We start from the raw sequence: 15,285 nt of genomic DNA, 5'->3' as shown, positions 1-15,285 counted from the left end.
ATCCATGCTCTGCACTTGAGAGAAACATCAGCCCTCTCCCTCTTAAGGAAGTTCCCTACAAAAATACACCAGAATTACTTACTTTTCCGGTGCTCTCGAATCTGGTCGTAAGCCGCCTGGATTTCCTGGGTTTTCTGCTTGGCGACTTCCATCATCTCTTCGGGCAGACCTTTGGCCACCAGTTTATCAGGATGGTGCTGACTCATCAGCTTACGGTAGGCTCTTTTCACTTCACTGTCTGTTGCAGAAGACTCAACCCCCAGCACTTCATAGGCTTTGGAGAGACTTTTCCCACTGTCTGGACGTGCCCAGCCGCCACCCTGATGCCCCCCGGCATGATAATAAGCTCTCTGAGCCTGAAACCTTTTGTGAAGCAACTCAAAACTGATCTTGCTGACACCCAGTTGATCACATACCTGTTTGAAAACAACCCGCTCAGCCTGAGTCAGGCTGCCATCAGCGTATGCAGCCTGCAGCTGAATTTCAAGAAACAGAGGAAGCAGGGTACTTGAACCTGCGACTCTGCGAAACTCAGCCAGGGCGGCACTGATATCTGCCGAAGGCTGCTTACCCTGGTTAAAAAGATTGATTGCAGCCTCACGCTGATCCGGTGAGAGACGCATCTGATTCATAATGGCCGATGCCATTTCAATCTCATGCTCACTGACTCGCCCGTCAGCCTTGGCCAACTTGCCCATCACCAGAAAAGTGGCCTGAAAAAACGCACTCTGGGCACGCTGACGATTAAAATGCCCCCCGGGACCGCCACCCTGGCGTTGATTGGGATTAATATAATTACGGTTCAACCAGGCGCCCACCAAGCCACCCAAAAACGCCCCGAAAGGTCCTCCAAACACAAAACCGATGAATACACCGATCAGAATTGCCGTCATGTTGCCCTGCTCTGATTTAAATGTCCTTCCAGACTCTGCAAGCGTTCCACTGTGCCGACATCAGTCCAGAGTCCGTGATAATGTTCTCCCGCCACTTTGCCCGAGGCCATTGCATCAATCAACAGGGGTGCGAGTTTAAAGACGCCGGATTTACAATGTGCAAAGAGTTCGGGTGACAATACACTCAGCCCACTGAAAGTCAGCTTGTTCTTACCATCCTTATGAACCCGTCCAAGACTGTCCAGGGCAAAATCACCGACTTTCTTGAAGTCAGGATTATCCACCAACACCAGGTGAGCTAACCCCTTGGGTGTATCTGGTAAAGACTGGAAATCAAAGTCTGTATAAACATCGCCGTTGACCAGCAGGAAAGGATCATCCCCCAGCAACGGTAAAGCCTTGAACACGCCACCACCTGTTTCCAGAGGCTCAGACTCCGCTGAATATTCAATATTCAAGCCCCAGTGGCTGCCTTTGCCCAAAGCCGCAACCAGTTTTTCACCGAGCCAGGCATGATTGATTACTATGTCTGTGAAGCCAGTCTCCGAGAGCTTTTCCAGATGATGTACTATCAGCGGTTTACCACCCACTTCTACCAGTGGCTTGGGTTTTTCCAAAGTCAGTGGCCTGAGTCTTTTTCCCAGGCCGGCAGCCAGAATCATTGCTTTCACTGTTCAGTCTCTTTCCGTGTAGCTGTAATACAATCGTTAAGAATGGGTGCCACAGATTGCCTGAGCCATTTGGCATGAAAATCCAGCTCCTGATAACGTTCACAAACATCCATGACATAAGCGAAGGTTGCTGGTATCTCTGGCAGGTACTGAGGCTTGTTATCCCGGAACCAGAGTCGGGAGAATATTCCGAGACACTTGAGGTGTCGCTGCAATCCAATCCAGTCAAACCATTTAAGGCTGGTTTCAAAATTCACATCTTTCAACTGAGGGTGAGACTTGATAAACATCTTTAACCAACTCTCCACCTTGTCTCTGGGCCAGCTGATATAACAATCTTTCAGCAAAGAAACAGCGTCATACAACACGGGACCATGAAGGGCACCCTGAAAATCAATGACCCCCAGGTTCCCTTGCGAGAGCACCATCAGGTTTCTGGAATGAAAGTCACGGTGAACGACCCCTTTGGGTTGTTGCAAAGCTGTCTCGGTAAGCAGTTCAAACAGCTGGTTGAGTTGCCTGCCGGTAGTGCCTTCAATATCCAACCCCAGCAATTCTTTCAGAAACCATTGGGGATAGATTTCCAGCTCTGTCATCAACAGTTCACGGCTATAAGGGGGGAGTGTGTCAGGCTTACACGTCTGGATTTGCAAAATAATATCCAGCGCTTTTCCATAAAACTCGTCAGCACTGCTATCATTGAGGGCCTGAAGCAACAGGGTGTCGCCAAAGTCATCCACCAGCATAAAGCCTGACTGATAATCAACCGAGTGTACATCTGGCACAGAGACTCCCTGAGCCTTGAGCAAACCCGCAACGGCAACAAAAGCACGGGAGTCTTCAGTCTCTGGTGGAGCGTCTACTGCCAGCAATGAGCCTTCAGGGAGTTGCAATCGATAATAATTTCTGAAGCCGGCATCACCACCCACAGGAATCATTTGGGCAGCCCGGTCGAGTGTAGCCTGGACCGGCGTTAAAGCCTTGTACGCCCAATGCTTTAATTGCTGCAGACGATCGTTTGGAGAGGGTGTCACTTGCTTTACATGTCCTGTGTTGATTGAGAGGCCACCTACAGATTCAGAGGCTCCATTGCTTATGCCTCTTTTACTCTTGAATGTCTATGCAATATTCGGACTGAACAACTGAAGGTTTAACATCAAGGTGTTGAAATGTATTGCACTGAAAGACAGAGTAACACAGACTAGTAATAGTGATATAACTGACCCTACTGATTGTTTACTGCATGAGCAATCGGGCTCAGTCATAAATTGTCAACAAGCCATGGAATGCAAAGTCTTCGGGCAAAATCACTGTCCGCCTGAAACACTCAGCCGGACAATAGCTCATGGTAAAAAGCAGATGTTCGCTCTACGATTTCCAGAGGTCTGCCAGCAATTGACAGAGACTGACCTGAACTTTCATGTTTTCAGAACAGCTGGCGATCATGATAACCACACACAAGACCCGAAACACTGCTTTACAGATGCCCTTATTAATAGGAAATGCTGCTTCCGGCAGCAGGTTGAGTAACAAGGTTCTCTGTACGCATGACAGAGCAGATTTAAACCGCCATCAACCATGGCACGCCGTTTTGTCTCGCTCCGACATAAACCGGAGTTGTGCAAAAAACCTTCAAACCATGGTAACAAGAACGGCACGGGAAAGTTGAGCTCATGGAGAAATACCCTCTACCTTTCAAACCGGCAACATTAACTCTGGCGATTGCTTCCGTGCTGCTTGCCAGCCAACCGACTGTCAGGGTTTATGCCGAATCCACACTATCAGCAGATGATCATTGGAGCTGTAAAGCCAGCCCGGATGGGTCCGGCTGGCACTGTTCTGCCGAGCCGATGGAGCCTGGTGTTATGAATCGGGCGTCTCGCCCCATTGCGCCGGCTGTGACCCAATCCGCTCGAAAGAAAGCCAGCAGTGAAACAGCGACTGTCGTAACCGGCAACAGCCACGCCAACCTCAGGGAAACGCTAGACTGGGTGCCTAAATCCCGGCTCAGCGAGAATGAACGAAAAGCATTGGATCAGGCAACGCCCTGGTGCACAGGTGACTATTCAGAGCCTGCCCGTCCTGGTAAAAACTTCGCGGGCAACTCTGATACAGCACCCATCATTGCCGAATCAGATGAATCCTCTTTTGGTCAAAATGACATAGGAACTCTTACCGGCAACGTCTCTATCAGACAGGGCAATCGTCAGATCCAGAGTGATACGGCCAGAATGAATCGCGCTACCAACTATGCCGAGTTCGAAGGCAACGTGGTCTACCGTGAACCTGGCACCCTGCTGGTAGGTGATTACGCTGATATGCTGCTCGATAGTGGCCGGGCTACCATCAAGAATGCCAGTTACGCCATGCATGGAGCCCATGCCAGAGGGAACTCCGAACAAATCATTCGCAACGAAGACTCTACACTGGTGCTCGAAGATGCCTCTTACACCACCTGCCGCCCCGGTGATGAAAGCTGGCTGCTAACTGGCAGTAATGTCACTCTTGACCCCAATACCGGTTTTGGTTCAGCGCGAAATGCTGTTATTCGGGTCGAAGGGCTACCCATTTTCTATGCCCCCTACATGTACTTCCCCATTGATGATCGTCGTCAATCCGGCTTTCTGTACCCGACAATAGGCTCAGACAGTGAAAACGGCATCGACTTTACCCTGCCCTATTACTGGAATATTGCCCCGAATTACGATGCCACCATCACGCCTCGCATTTTGTCCAGGCGCGGTCTGCTGCTGGAAAACCAATTCCGCTATATGAATGCAAGCGGAGAAGGTGAAGCAGGTATTGCCGGGCTAACCAGTAAGGACAAGCTGGAAAAAGAAAACCCCTATTACGATCAGGAACGCTGGCTGGCCAATGTGCGTTATAAACAGCGTTTTTCTGAGCGTTGGACGGCAGAGCTCGACTATGCCGACGCCAGTGACAAAAATTATATTGAAGACTTTGGTACCAATCTAAACCTGTCCAGTTCTGGTCCGTTGAATCAGAAGATAGGCACCCAATACCTGGGCGGCAGTACTTACAATAACTGGACCTTCAGTCTCAATGCTCACCAGTTCAAGAACATGAGTCAGACGGCTGATGACCCCTATAACAAACTTCCACAGCTGGTCTTCAGTGGTAACTGGCAAGCAGGAGAAACATTGCAGGTCAATTACCTGGCGGATTACACCCAGTTCAGTCGGGATAAAGACTGGCGCTTCGTCAGAGAGATTCAGCATCCGGACTTTGGTGATCCGGATATCAGAGAAAGTGTTTACGACGAAGGCTACGGTATCAAAAAAGCCGAAGGGGGTCGGGCCTTCGGTCAGGCAGGTGTCAGCTACCCAATGAAGACCATTTGGGGCTTCCTGACACCTGAAGTAAAGGTTCGAAGTGTTAACTACAGCCTCAGCAATCTGGTGGCAAGTGAAGTGATCAACGACCTTCAGGGAGCCTATGGTCAATCTGTCATCGACCCGAATGATTTTACCAAATCTCCGAATACCACAGCGGCTTCCTTCAGCCTGGATAGTGGCCTCTACTTTGAGCGTTTTACCAACCTGTTCGGTACTGACTTCACAAACACTCTGGAGCCCAGGGCCAAGTACCTTTATGTGCCTTATGTCGAGAATCAGGAATACAACCCGATTTTCGACACCGCCGCCATGGGCTTCACCTACGGTTCTCTTTGGCTCGATAACCGCTTCAGTGGCTATGATCGTATTGGCGATGCCAACCAGCTCTCTCTGGGCGTTACCACCCGCCTGATTGAAGACGATGGTTTTGAACGGATGCGTTTTGGTATTGGCCAGATTGTCTATTTCCAGGATCGCAAAGTCTACATAGCCAACAATTTAGGCTACGAGAAAGTTCCGGCTGAGGACATTGATGAAAACTTTGTCGCCATGGATGAAAGACTCAAAAGTGAACTGACCGATCCAACCTCTCCCCTGGCATCGGAATTCATCTACAATTTCAATCGCACAATGAGTGTGAGACAGGATTTCTCCTGGAATACCAACGAAAATCGTCTGGACAACTATGGTCTCTACTATCGTTGGCAGCCTGAACAGCGCAAGACTCTGAACCTCGGTTTCCGTTTCAGGGATCAGGTTGATCGCTATGTTCAAGACAAAGATGGACAAAATATTCAGATCGGCACCGACCAGAATGGCAATCCAATCTTTGAAACTGCTGATAACAACGTGAAGCAGACCGACCTGTCCTTTGCCTGGCCGATCCCCGCAACCACTAGTTGGGTTGGTCTGGGTCGCTGGCAATATGATTTAACCAACAAAAGGAACCTGGAGAGCCTTGCGGGCGTCGAATACAACAGTTGCTGTTATCAGGTTCGATTTTTCTGGCGTTCATGGATCGAAACAGACGATAATATCGACCACCCTGATCCGAAGAGCGGTGTTTTCTTCCAGTTCATCTTGCGTGGACTGGGTAATATCACTGGCAGCTCCGGAACGGAATACTTGCAAGGTATCCAAGGTTACGAGATTCACGAGAAGTAATGATGACGGGATTGAAGAGTCTATTCTTTGTCGCCTGCTGCACCCTTGCAGTAGTCGGCGGTACGGCTAACGCCAAGTCGCTACCATTGGATCGCATTGTTGCCGTCGTCGACAAAGACGTGGTGATGGAAAGCGAGCTAAACAACCGTATCGAAGCTGTTCAGCGTCAGTTGAACAGTCGGGATATTCCCATGCCTCCTGACAACATCCTCAAGAAGCAGGTGCTCGACCAGCTGATTCTTGAAAACCTGCAACTGCAGATGGGTCAGCGCGGCGGAATCCGAATTGATGACTGGGCTTTGAATGACGCCATCAGTAAAATCGCCAAGCGAAACGGTATGTCTGTTGAAGCCTTCAAGAAAAATCTTGAATCAGGCGGCCTGTCTTACGCCGCTGCCCGGGAAGAAATTCGTCGCGAGATGATCATCAACCGGGTGCGTCAACGCCAGATTGCCGAGCGCATCCAGATCAGCGAGCAGGAAGTGGACAACTTCCTCAAGTCGCCGGAAGGACAGGCCAGCATGCAAGTTGAATATCGTCTGGGCCATATTCTCATTGCCACACCAGACAATCCGACACCTGATCAGGTTCGGGAAGCTGAAAAGAAAGCCAACAATATTGCTATTCAGCTTGACAGGGGTGCCAACTTTTCCGAAATGGCGCTCAGCTACTCCGGCGGCCAGAACGCCTTAAATGGTGGCGATCTGGGCTGGCGCTCTGCTGATCAGCTGCCAACTCTTTTTGCTGAACAGGCGTTGAAGATGACAGACGGAGAAGTATCTGCACCGATTCGCAGCCCTGGTGGCTTTCATATCTTCAAACTGATCGACACTCGTGGTAACGAGAAGCATATGGAACATCAGATACACGTTCGTCATATTCTGATCAAGCCCAACGAAATTCGCAGCGATCTTGAAGCGCAGATGCTCGCCAAGAGCCTCTATGACCGAATTGAGAAAGGTGAAGATTTTTCTGAGCTGGCCAAGGCTTATTCTGACGACACTGGCTCAGCTCTCAATGGCGGAGACCTGAACTGGGTTTCTCCCAAGACTCTGGTTCCGGAATTCCAGAAAGCCATGAAAGAAACGCCTGAAAAAGTAGTCAGCGACCCCTTCAAGAGTTCATACGGCTGGCACGTTCTGCAGGTATTGGGTAAACGTAATTCAGACATCAGCGACAAGGTCCGCAGAAACAAAGTGCGTGAAATTCTGGGCAACCGCAAGTTTGAAGAAGAGCTTCAGGTGTGGCTACGTGAAATCAGAGATCAGAGTTACATAGACATACGACTCTGAGACATCCCGAGAAGAATAACGCCCCGGTTTTCCGGGGCGTTGTTTTTTTTGTAGACTCTCTTTTGTGGCACACACTCTATTTTTCATGGCTCATGGCTGACTTATGACACGCAACACACTGCCCAGACTGATCATTACCTCCGGCGAGCCTGCAGGCATCGGACCCGACCTCTGCCTGCAACTGGCTTACCAGAATTTGCCGGTGCAAACAGTGGTCGCTGCCGATCCTGAGCTTCTGGCGCAGCGTGCAGACACTCTGGGAATGGATATAACCTTTGAATTATTCAACCCTGATGAAAAAGAACCTGCCAGAGAAGGAACTCTTCTGGTTGCCCCTGTCTCCCTGACCAAACCCTGCTCAGCCGGACAGCTTAATGAAGCCAACAGCCCCTACGTTCTGGAAATGCTGAGCTATGCCATTGAAGGCTGTCAAAATGGTTTGTTCGATGCCATGGTCACCGCTCCTGTCAGCAAGGAAGTGATCAATAACGCAGGTGTTCCTTTCAGTGGCCATACCGAATTTCTAGCCGAAAAAACCAACACTCAAAAAGTCGTTATGATGCTGGCAACCGAAGGCCTCAGGGTCGCTCTGGCCACCACCCACCTGCCACTTAAGGATGTCTCGTCTGCTATCACACAATCTTCTCTGGAAGAAGTCATCAGAATTCTTCACAGGGATATGGTGACAAAATTTACCATCGAGAACCCCAGAATTCTGGTCTGCGGTCTTAACCCTCACGCTGGAGAAGGGGGTCACCTTGGCATGGAAGAAATAGAAACCATTATTCCGGTACTGAATCAGTTAAACCATGAAGGTATGAATCTGGTAGGTCCTCTGCCAGCCGACACGCTCTTTAACCCGAAATATCTTGAAAATGCTGACGCTGTTCTGGCGATGTACCATGATCAGGGTTTGCCGGTTCTGAAATACAAAGGCTTTGGTAATGCCGTCAATATTACCCTGGGGCTTCCCGTTATTCGTACCTCTGTCGATCACGGCACGGCTCTGGATCTGGCCGGGACTGGAAAAGCCGATTCGGGCAGCCTGTTTACCGCTATCCGCTATGCTCTCGATATGGTTCAGTAGCCAAATGGCTTATCTGCCGCTATTATAGCGCCCCCTCTGTTGCTGGTTTAGTTTGTCAAAAGCATGGCTGAAATTCCCTACCACAAGGCCCGTAAACGATTTGGTCAGAACTTTCTGCACGATCACGGTGTCATTCAACGGATTATCCGTTCCATACACCCAAAGGCGGGCGACCGAATTGTGGAAATTGGCCCAGGTCAGGGTGCACTGACCGAATTTCTGCTGGACGCTGCCGGGCAACTGGACGTGGTTGAACTGGACAGAGATCTGATCCCGACTCTGAAGCTCAGGTTTGGCCTGAATCCTGAGTTCAGAATTCACGAAGGAGACGCCCTAAAGTTTGATTTCTCCTCTCTTATTAAAGAGGGTCAAACACTTAGACTGGTGGGCAACCTGCCCTACAACATATCCACCCCCCTGATTTTCCACCTGCTTGAGTTCCAGGGGCTGATCAGCGATATGTACTTTATGTTGCAAAAAGAGGTTGTGGAAAGACTGGCAGCGCAGCCCGGTGAAAAGCACTATGGGCGTTTGGGCATCATGGCCCAGTACTACTGCAAGGTAGACAATCTGTTCGTTGTGGGCCCGGGCTGTTTCAAACCAGCCCCCAAAGTTGACTCAGCCATTGTACGACTTGAGCCTTATAATGAGTTACCTTGCCCGGCGGATGACGTAAACCTTTTGGAAAGGGTTGTTCGGGAAGCTTTCCAGCAACGCCGTAAAACCATGCGAAACACTCTGAAAAAGCTGATCTCTGCCGACGCACTCACTGAACTGGGTGTTGACCCAGCGAGTCGCCCTGAAACGGTGACGCTGCCCGAGTTTGTTGCCATCGCCAACTATCTGCATACATCTGCCATGAACGACTGAAACAATTGTTCATCACCCTCGGGGATGAACAATTTTTCACCGTGAAAAGCTGCTATTAAATGCTAAACAGCAAGACAGCTTGCATGCCCGCTGCTCACTGAGTTACTACTATTAGCAGGGAAATGCATATTAGCAGGGAAATACAGTTTTCAGTAGTGTGGAGAAGAACCTCCATCCGGCCAACGAAGAAAAGGATATTTTTTCGAGTCGGTCAGAAGCTTATCCTGAAACAGACACCTGATCAGGAAAAGCCTTTGGGCATTTCCACCAGGCAATCCTCAATTTGATGTTAAAAATCAGCAACCTTTATAAGTCATGTATTGCTGCTCCACATTGAAAGGTTCAGGAGATTATAGTTAATGACCGTTTACGCCGTAGGTGATATCCAGGGATGTTACGAACCTCTCAGACGCCTGCTTGACAAAGTCCGTTTCAAGCCTGGCCGCGATCAATTGTGGGTGGCGGGAGATATGGTAAACCGTGGCCCCGACTCACTGGCCACGCTTCGCTACCTGAAAAGTCTCGGTAGCCATTGTACTGCTGTTCTGGGGAACCATGACCTGCACCTACTAGCTGTTGCTGCACGCGTTCGCCGATCTAAAAGGAAAGACACATTAGCCCCTCTACTCAGCGCCCCTGACCGGGACTCACTGCTTGATTGGTTAAGGTACCGCCCACTGATTCATCATGATAAAAAACGCAAAGTCACCATGGTGCATGCCGGAATTCCTCCGATCTGGACTCTGAAGCAGGCCTGCCTTTATGCAGGCAAGCTGGAAAAAGCGCTTCAGGGAGAAAACTATCAGGAGTTTCTTCAGTTTTTATTCAAATCAGACTCCATCAGCTCTATGGAAGAGGCCTATACCCGTCGAGCTCGTCTCAAACTGACCGCAGCCTACCTGACACGGATGCGTTTTTGTGACCAATACGGTCGGCTTGACCTCGATAACAAGACAGCATCTGCCTCAGAGACATTCGCCCCCTGGTACAGCTTTCCTGACAGCCCGGTCTACAAGGAACGTATTATTTTTGGTCACTGGGCCGCCCTGGAAGGCAACAGTCAGCGAAAAAAAATCCATGCTCTCGATACCGGTTGCGTCTGGGGACGCTGCCTCACTGCCCTGAACCTGGACGACTACACTACCACCTCAGTAGACTGCTGCTATGAGGATGAATGAAATGGCTAAGAGAAGTTTGTTGAACACTTTGGGCCCTTAAGTACTCAACCATACGAAGTCATATTTTCTGACTTTTTGTTCAGGCACTCGCGGCAACTGCTCCTGCGTTGCTCTAGCTCCTGCATCCATGCAGTCGTGATGCGTTGCAACTCTGGTCACATAGCTTGCTATGTTCCCGTCGTTGCGCCTTGCAGAGCACCTGCCCAATAAGCCAAAAATATTCGATTCCGTATGACTGAGTACTTAGCGCCTTCTTTTGAAATTCTGACTTTGCTCGGAACTCCCGGTATTGTGTTCTCTTTTTTGGTGCTTCAAAAGAGCCTCATGATTCATACAGACTACCCCGCATCCACAGGTTACTGGATCGTAGTCGTCTGCCCCCCAGGCATCACCTGTAAAGATTGCCTCTGGATGCAGCGTGCAGCTGTTTGTTGGGTCATCCATCGTAAACGTAAATTTAAATGTATGGGGTTGCTCAAAGGGTTGTGTTTCTGCCATCTCATTATCATAACAAGTATGGGTCGTCGAATTCTCCAGCGGACCCAGCGACCAATCAGCTGACTCGCTAATATCGATTATTTGAGGGAGTTTACAGACACCTGCGCAGGAATCGACAAAACAATTTAAACCCAAAGTATGCTGGGGTTGTCCAGAGCCTTCGTTACCGCCGCCAGAGCCTGAAGACCAAAAGCTGGAAAAAGCTTGGGGGGTTGCGGTTCCTGAGGCTTGCTGACCGGATGATGATGCTTCTGCTGATGGCGCTTTTTGTTGTTGACTGTGACCAGGAAGCATCATAGTGGTGACCGCAAACGGGTCACCCTGAGTTGCCTCCAGTTGACCCAACGGTTTATAGAACGGTGAATCGGCGTTCCAATAGCTTTTCAAAAGCGCGCCTACAGCAGCAAGTGCTTCTGCAGTCAGACGTGAGTATGGTTTAGAGTCAGGGGTGCCATTGGTGGTCAGAACCAGTTCGTAAGCAACCAGCAGATTAGCAGCGTAAATCAGTTGCCAAGAAATCGACTCAATAAAAGACGTTTTCACTCCGTAACCGCCAAGACTGAATGCTTCGTTATCAGGTGGCAAATTCGATCCTGAATCGGCGTCGACACCGTATGACGGCTTGTCAGACAATCCATGCTCGCCAGACATTATGGAAAAGCTCTCGCCCGGGTAAACGCCACTCTGTTCAAACTCGACAACAAAACTTCCTTTCAATGATCTGGCCTGACAAATCACAGACAGAGAGAGCATCAGCAACAGCAGTCCCAAAGAGAGTGGTTTTTTCAAAATTTTTTCCTTACATCTGTTTTGTGTTTTATGTCTTCTGTCTTGTGTTTTTGATTTATTAGATTGGAAAAGTAGACAAAGAAAGTGATAGTTCAAGAAAGCAAGCGTATTTTTCTGTCAAAAACCAAAGGTTTCACTGGTAAAAAAACCGCTGCGGCAAACCCGCTACAGCAGAATAGTCACCGGCTTTTTACAACCGTTCTGAAGACTTCTGTCATCTTTTTGTGATTTTGTTTTCTACTTCCTATAAAGTTTCCCTAAGGTCTCGTACAATACTCGCCGACAAAGCCATTAGCGCTATAATGAACCCCCTATAGCGAACTCCGTTAACAGCGGTTCAGCGCCATTGCATCGCGGTGGCTCAACAAGAATGATAAAAGAAGCTACGGAACTGGCTAGATATGGCACGAAAACCAACAAAAACAGCCACATTCGTCTGGGAAGGTAAGGACAAGAGTGGACGGAAGGTCAAGGGAGAAATCCAGAGTGGTAGTATTGCCCTGGTCAAGGCCGAACTCCGTAAGCAGGGAATCAGCACCACAAAAGTCAGAAAAAAAGGTATGTCACTGGGCACAAAGGGCGGCAAGATCAAGCCCATGGACATTGCCCTGTTTACCCGCCAGCTCGCTACCATGATGAAAGCAGGTGTACCCCTGCTTCAGGCTTTTGATATTACCTCTGACGGCATCGAAAAGCCTGCCATGAAAGATCTCATTGGCAAAATCAAGAATGATGTTGCCGGTGGTTCCACCTTGGCCGACGCTCTGAGAAACCATCCCATTCATTTTGATGACCTCTATTGCAACCTGGTCGCTTCCGGTGAGCAGTCAGGCTCTCTGGAGTCACTGCTGGACAGAATCGCCACCTACAAAGAGAAGACCGAGGCCCTCAAGGCAAAAATCAAAAAAGCAATGAAATACCCCATCGCAGTCGTGGGTGTTGCGATGATCGTAACCGGTATTCTGCTGGTCTATGTAGTGCCTCAGTTTGAGGAAGTATTCCAGGGGTTTGGAGCCGAGTTGCCTGCCTTTACCCAGCTGGTTATCGGTATCTCTGAAGTGGTTCAGAGTTCATGGCATCTGGCGATAGCCGTTCTTGTCGCCTTCGGATTCCTGTTCAAAAAACTGTTGCAGAAGTCCAAAGCAACCAGAGACAAAATGGATCGAATCACCCTCAAGATCCCGGTGATTGGTGTTATTCTTGATAAATCAGCGGTAGCCCGATTTGCCAGGACTTTATCGACGACGTTTGCCGCCGGTGTCCCCCTGGTGGACGCCCTCGATTCGGTTGCCGGTGCTGCAGGTAACGTCGTCTATTTCGATGCTACCCAACGGATCAAGGAAGACGTATCCAGCGGTCAGCAACTCCAATTTGCCATGAGAAACTCCGGCATATTCCCTGCAATGGCCGTTCAGATGGTGTCGATTGGTGAAGAATCTGGCGCTCTGGATGAAATGCTCGATAAGGTCGCTACCTTTTACGAAGACGAAGTCGACAACATGGTAGATGGACTGACCAGTTTGATGGAACCTTTGATCATGTCGGTTCTTGGTGTGCTGGTTGGTGGTCTTATTATTGCCATGTACTTGCCTATCTTCCAGTTGGGGTCTGTTGTGTAGAAACATTTTGATGATGACCTGAAAAAAGCACTGGAGGCTGGTGATTTAGTGGAGATTAGCTATGAGTGATTTACTGGACGCAATGCATGAAACCTCCAAGGGCTTGTATGACGCTGGCATTATGAATACCACGACCATGCACAAGTTCGATGCACTATGTTTACCACCAGTAAAGGCGTTGGCTCCAACGCAGATTAAGCATTTGCACCCTAAATGCAAAGTCAGCCAGTCTGTCTTTGCAGCATTTTTGAATGTTAGCCCGTCCACCGCCGTGCAGAAATGAGAAACGGTCAGCAGCACACGAGGCCGGAATTCTGTCCAATTGGGCTTCAAATGACTCGGGTGACATGATTGGGCGAGGTGTTACGGCGTTTTTGCTAGGAGCCTGACCGAGAATAGCGCCCGTAGCGAGGACGGCAGAAAATTGAGGATGAAAATTCGGTTTAGTGAGGAGAATAGCGAGCTATTTGACGAACAAAAGCGGATTTTCAGACCAATTTGCTGCCGCCGCAGTAGGGCAGACTATTCTCGGTCAGGCTCCTAGCGTGCTGGCTAATTCTATACATGTTTCGATGAGCAGCCACATATCAAGTTTTGTTTCATCTTCTGGATAGGCTAGACAAAAACCATATTGTTCATAAAATGAAACAACGGTTGCCATCATTGGATCAACAAATAATCCGATAGTTGAAATCTGGTCTGCAACAAGTACCGTTCGATAAATAGCATCAATTAGTAACATTTCCCCTAATCTCTGCCCTTGATATGAGGTAGCTACGGCGAGTCTTGCAAGCTTTACGGCACTCAGAGGATGCGGGTACTTCTGGTAATATTGATGTGCCGGAGGAACTGTTACTGAATATCCAGTCAGAGTGTAATAACCGGTGATAGTCTTTGATGACGATTCCTGGCAAGCCACATAGGTTTTTGAAATGTGTTTTACACTCTTTTGTCGAGCCTGCTGTTGTAAAAATCTATTTAATTCTTCAATACCGCAATCAAAGATCTTGCGATCATGATTGCGTGTGATTTCCTCAATGATTAGTGACATTCACAGTGTCCTTATAATTCCTGGCTGCTTCCAATAATTTCCCATTTGCTTTAGGAGGATTTTCCAGGGCTTCAAATAGTGCATCAGCCCCCTTCATGGAAAGTTGTAATGATTCAGTTTGTGTTATCACAGTGCGAGCCTTCTCCATTGCAGAATCAATTAGAAACTGAGAAAGAGATGCACCGGAATAATCAGCAGCTCGTTGGATAATGTCCTGAATATCCTTGGATGTTCGTGCTACAAGCCGTGTTTCTTTACGATCTGGAATTGAGGCCATAAATCACCTATTAGTTAATTATCGAATAGATGTGTGTCATTATGGCATACAGGAAGATCATTAACCAATAAATTAATTGCCTCACCACATGGTATTCGGCCTGCAAAATTGCTTTCACCCGGTGGCTTATGGATTCGTTCCCGAGCTCCTGTGGTTGCTTCATCTTTGCTCTGGCAGGTCTGAAGCCAATTTCTGCCAGCCTGGTTCTGTTCAACAAGAGAACCAACGGTTAATTCACACAGGTCAATACTGGACCTCGCAGGTTCCTGAGAAATCCATCCTGTACCTCTGCACCGGTCACAGATCCCGGCCAGGCTGAAACTGCCTCACCAATTCGGCAGTTCTGTGCTGACACCATTCCCAACAAAATGAAGTCCCAAGCGAACACATGATATCGAGACTCAATCCTGCGGCTGTAGTACCTTCTGTCTTCGCTTCACAACCAGCGTTATCTCTGGCTGTGCAAGACGCACTTCCGGTCCTGCCCAATTTGGAACGCACTGCGTTCCAGTTTGCAAAAGCCAGATAAAAAGCGCATGT

The 15,285-nt window shown here is 48.9% G+C and carries 13 protein-coding genes; 7 read left to right on the top strand and 6 right to left on the bottom strand.

Going from position 1 to position 15,285, the window contains the following annotated elements; genetic code table 11:
* Positions 1 to 74 precede the first annotated feature (74 nt).
* From djlA to ACOJUO_RS15795, 3 genes are read right to left on the bottom strand one after another with little or no spacing between them, the layout of a single operon-like run.
* Entirely contained in the window at positions 75 to 893 is an 819-nt protein-coding gene (gene djlA, locus ACOJUO_RS15805) for a co-chaperone DjlA (protein ID WP_422132982.1), read from the bottom strand.
* Positions 890 to 1,555, bottom strand: a complete 666-nt coding sequence (gene murU, locus ACOJUO_RS15800; protein ID WP_422137082.1) for an N-acetylmuramate alpha-1-phosphate uridylyltransferase MurU — start codon at positions 1,553 to 1,555, stop codon at positions 890 to 892. Before murU ends, djlA begins: the two co-directional genes overlap by 4 nt.
* 5 nt (positions 1,556 to 1,560) lie before the next feature.
* Positions 1,561 to 2,598 carry an aminoglycoside phosphotransferase family protein gene (locus ACOJUO_RS15795; protein ID WP_422137467.1) on the bottom strand — a complete coding sequence of 346 codons (1,038 nt, stop codon included), beginning with the start codon at positions 2,596 to 2,598 and terminating at the stop codon, positions 1,561 to 1,563.
* A gap of 639 nt (positions 2,599 to 3,237) precedes the next feature.
* Here ACOJUO_RS15795 and ACOJUO_RS15790 point away from each other — a divergent pair.
* The 5 genes from ACOJUO_RS15790 to ACOJUO_RS15770 all read left to right on the top strand — a co-directional run bounded on the left by ACOJUO_RS15790 (position 3,238) and on the right by ACOJUO_RS15770 (position 10,511).
* A complete protein-coding gene (locus ACOJUO_RS15790; RefSeq protein WP_422137466.1) occupies positions 3,238 to 6,084 on the top strand; it encodes an LPS-assembly protein LptD in 2,847 nt (948 codons plus the stop codon).
* Complete coding sequence (locus ACOJUO_RS15785) at positions 6,084 to 7,376, top strand: peptidylprolyl isomerase (protein ID WP_422132979.1); 1,293 nt, start codon at positions 6,084 to 6,086, stop codon at positions 7,374 to 7,376. Before ACOJUO_RS15790 ends, ACOJUO_RS15785 begins: the two co-directional genes overlap by 1 nt.
* 103 nt (positions 7,377 to 7,479) lie before the next feature.
* Positions 7,480 to 8,463 (top strand): 4-hydroxythreonine-4-phosphate dehydrogenase PdxA, encoded by a 984-nt coding sequence (gene pdxA / locus ACOJUO_RS15780; RefSeq protein WP_422132978.1) that lies wholly within the window; start codon positions 7,480 to 7,482, stop codon positions 8,461 to 8,463.
* 63 nt (positions 8,464 to 8,526) lie between these two features.
* Entirely contained in the window at positions 8,527 to 9,333 is an 807-nt protein-coding gene (gene rsmA, locus ACOJUO_RS15775) for a 16S rRNA (adenine(1518)-N(6)/adenine(1519)-N(6))-dimethyltransferase RsmA (RefSeq protein WP_422132977.1), read from the top strand.
* Between the two features lie 359 nt (positions 9,334 to 9,692).
* Positions 9,693 to 10,511, top strand: coding sequence for a symmetrical bis(5'-nucleosyl)-tetraphosphatase (locus ACOJUO_RS15770; protein ID WP_422132976.1), 819 nt, complete (start codon positions 9,693 to 9,695; stop codon positions 10,509 to 10,511).
* A 243-nt stretch (positions 10,512 to 10,754) separates the two neighbouring features.
* Here ACOJUO_RS15770 and ACOJUO_RS15765 read toward each other — a convergent pair whose 3' ends face one another.
* Positions 10,755 to 11,798 carry a hypothetical protein gene (locus ACOJUO_RS15765; RefSeq protein ID WP_422137465.1) on the bottom strand — a complete coding sequence of 348 codons (1,044 nt, stop codon included), beginning with the start codon at positions 11,796 to 11,798 and terminating at the stop codon, positions 10,755 to 10,757.
* Between the two features lie 401 nt (positions 11,799 to 12,199).
* Here ACOJUO_RS15765 and ACOJUO_RS15760 point away from each other — a divergent pair, with 401 nt between their 5' ends.
* On the top strand, positions 12,200 to 13,417 hold the full coding sequence (locus tag ACOJUO_RS15760) for a type II secretion system F family protein (protein WP_422132974.1): 1,218 nt from the start codon (positions 12,200 to 12,202) through the stop codon (positions 13,415 to 13,417).
* A gap of 61 nt (positions 13,418 to 13,478) precedes the next feature.
* A complete protein-coding gene (locus ACOJUO_RS15755; RefSeq protein WP_422132973.1) occupies positions 13,479 to 13,700 on the top strand; it encodes a transcriptional regulator in 222 nt (73 codons plus the stop codon).
* A 249-nt stretch (positions 13,701 to 13,949) separates the two neighbouring features.
* Here the strand turns inward: ACOJUO_RS15755 and ACOJUO_RS15750 are convergent, their stop codons facing one another.
* Together ACOJUO_RS15750 and ACOJUO_RS15745 are read right to left on the bottom strand one after the other, a co-directional pair.
* A complete protein-coding gene (locus tag ACOJUO_RS15750) occupies positions 13,950 to 14,468 on the bottom strand; it encodes a hypothetical protein (protein WP_422137464.1) in 519 nt (172 codons plus the stop codon).
* Positions 14,452 to 14,745, bottom strand: coding sequence for a DUF1778 domain-containing protein (locus ACOJUO_RS15745; RefSeq protein WP_422132971.1), 294 nt, complete (start codon positions 14,743 to 14,745; stop codon positions 14,452 to 14,454). The genes ACOJUO_RS15750 and ACOJUO_RS15745 overlap by 17 nt, the downstream gene beginning before the upstream one ends.
* Between the last annotated feature and the right edge of the window lie 540 nt (positions 14,746 to 15,285).

This window comes from Endozoicomonas sp. ALC020 (assembly GCF_049275935.1).
Lineage (GTDB): Bacteria > Pseudomonadota > Gammaproteobacteria > Pseudomonadales > Endozoicomonadaceae > Endozoicomonas_A.
Note: the sequence above shows the minus strand (reverse complement) of the source record. Positions and strands in the feature narration are given on the sequence as shown.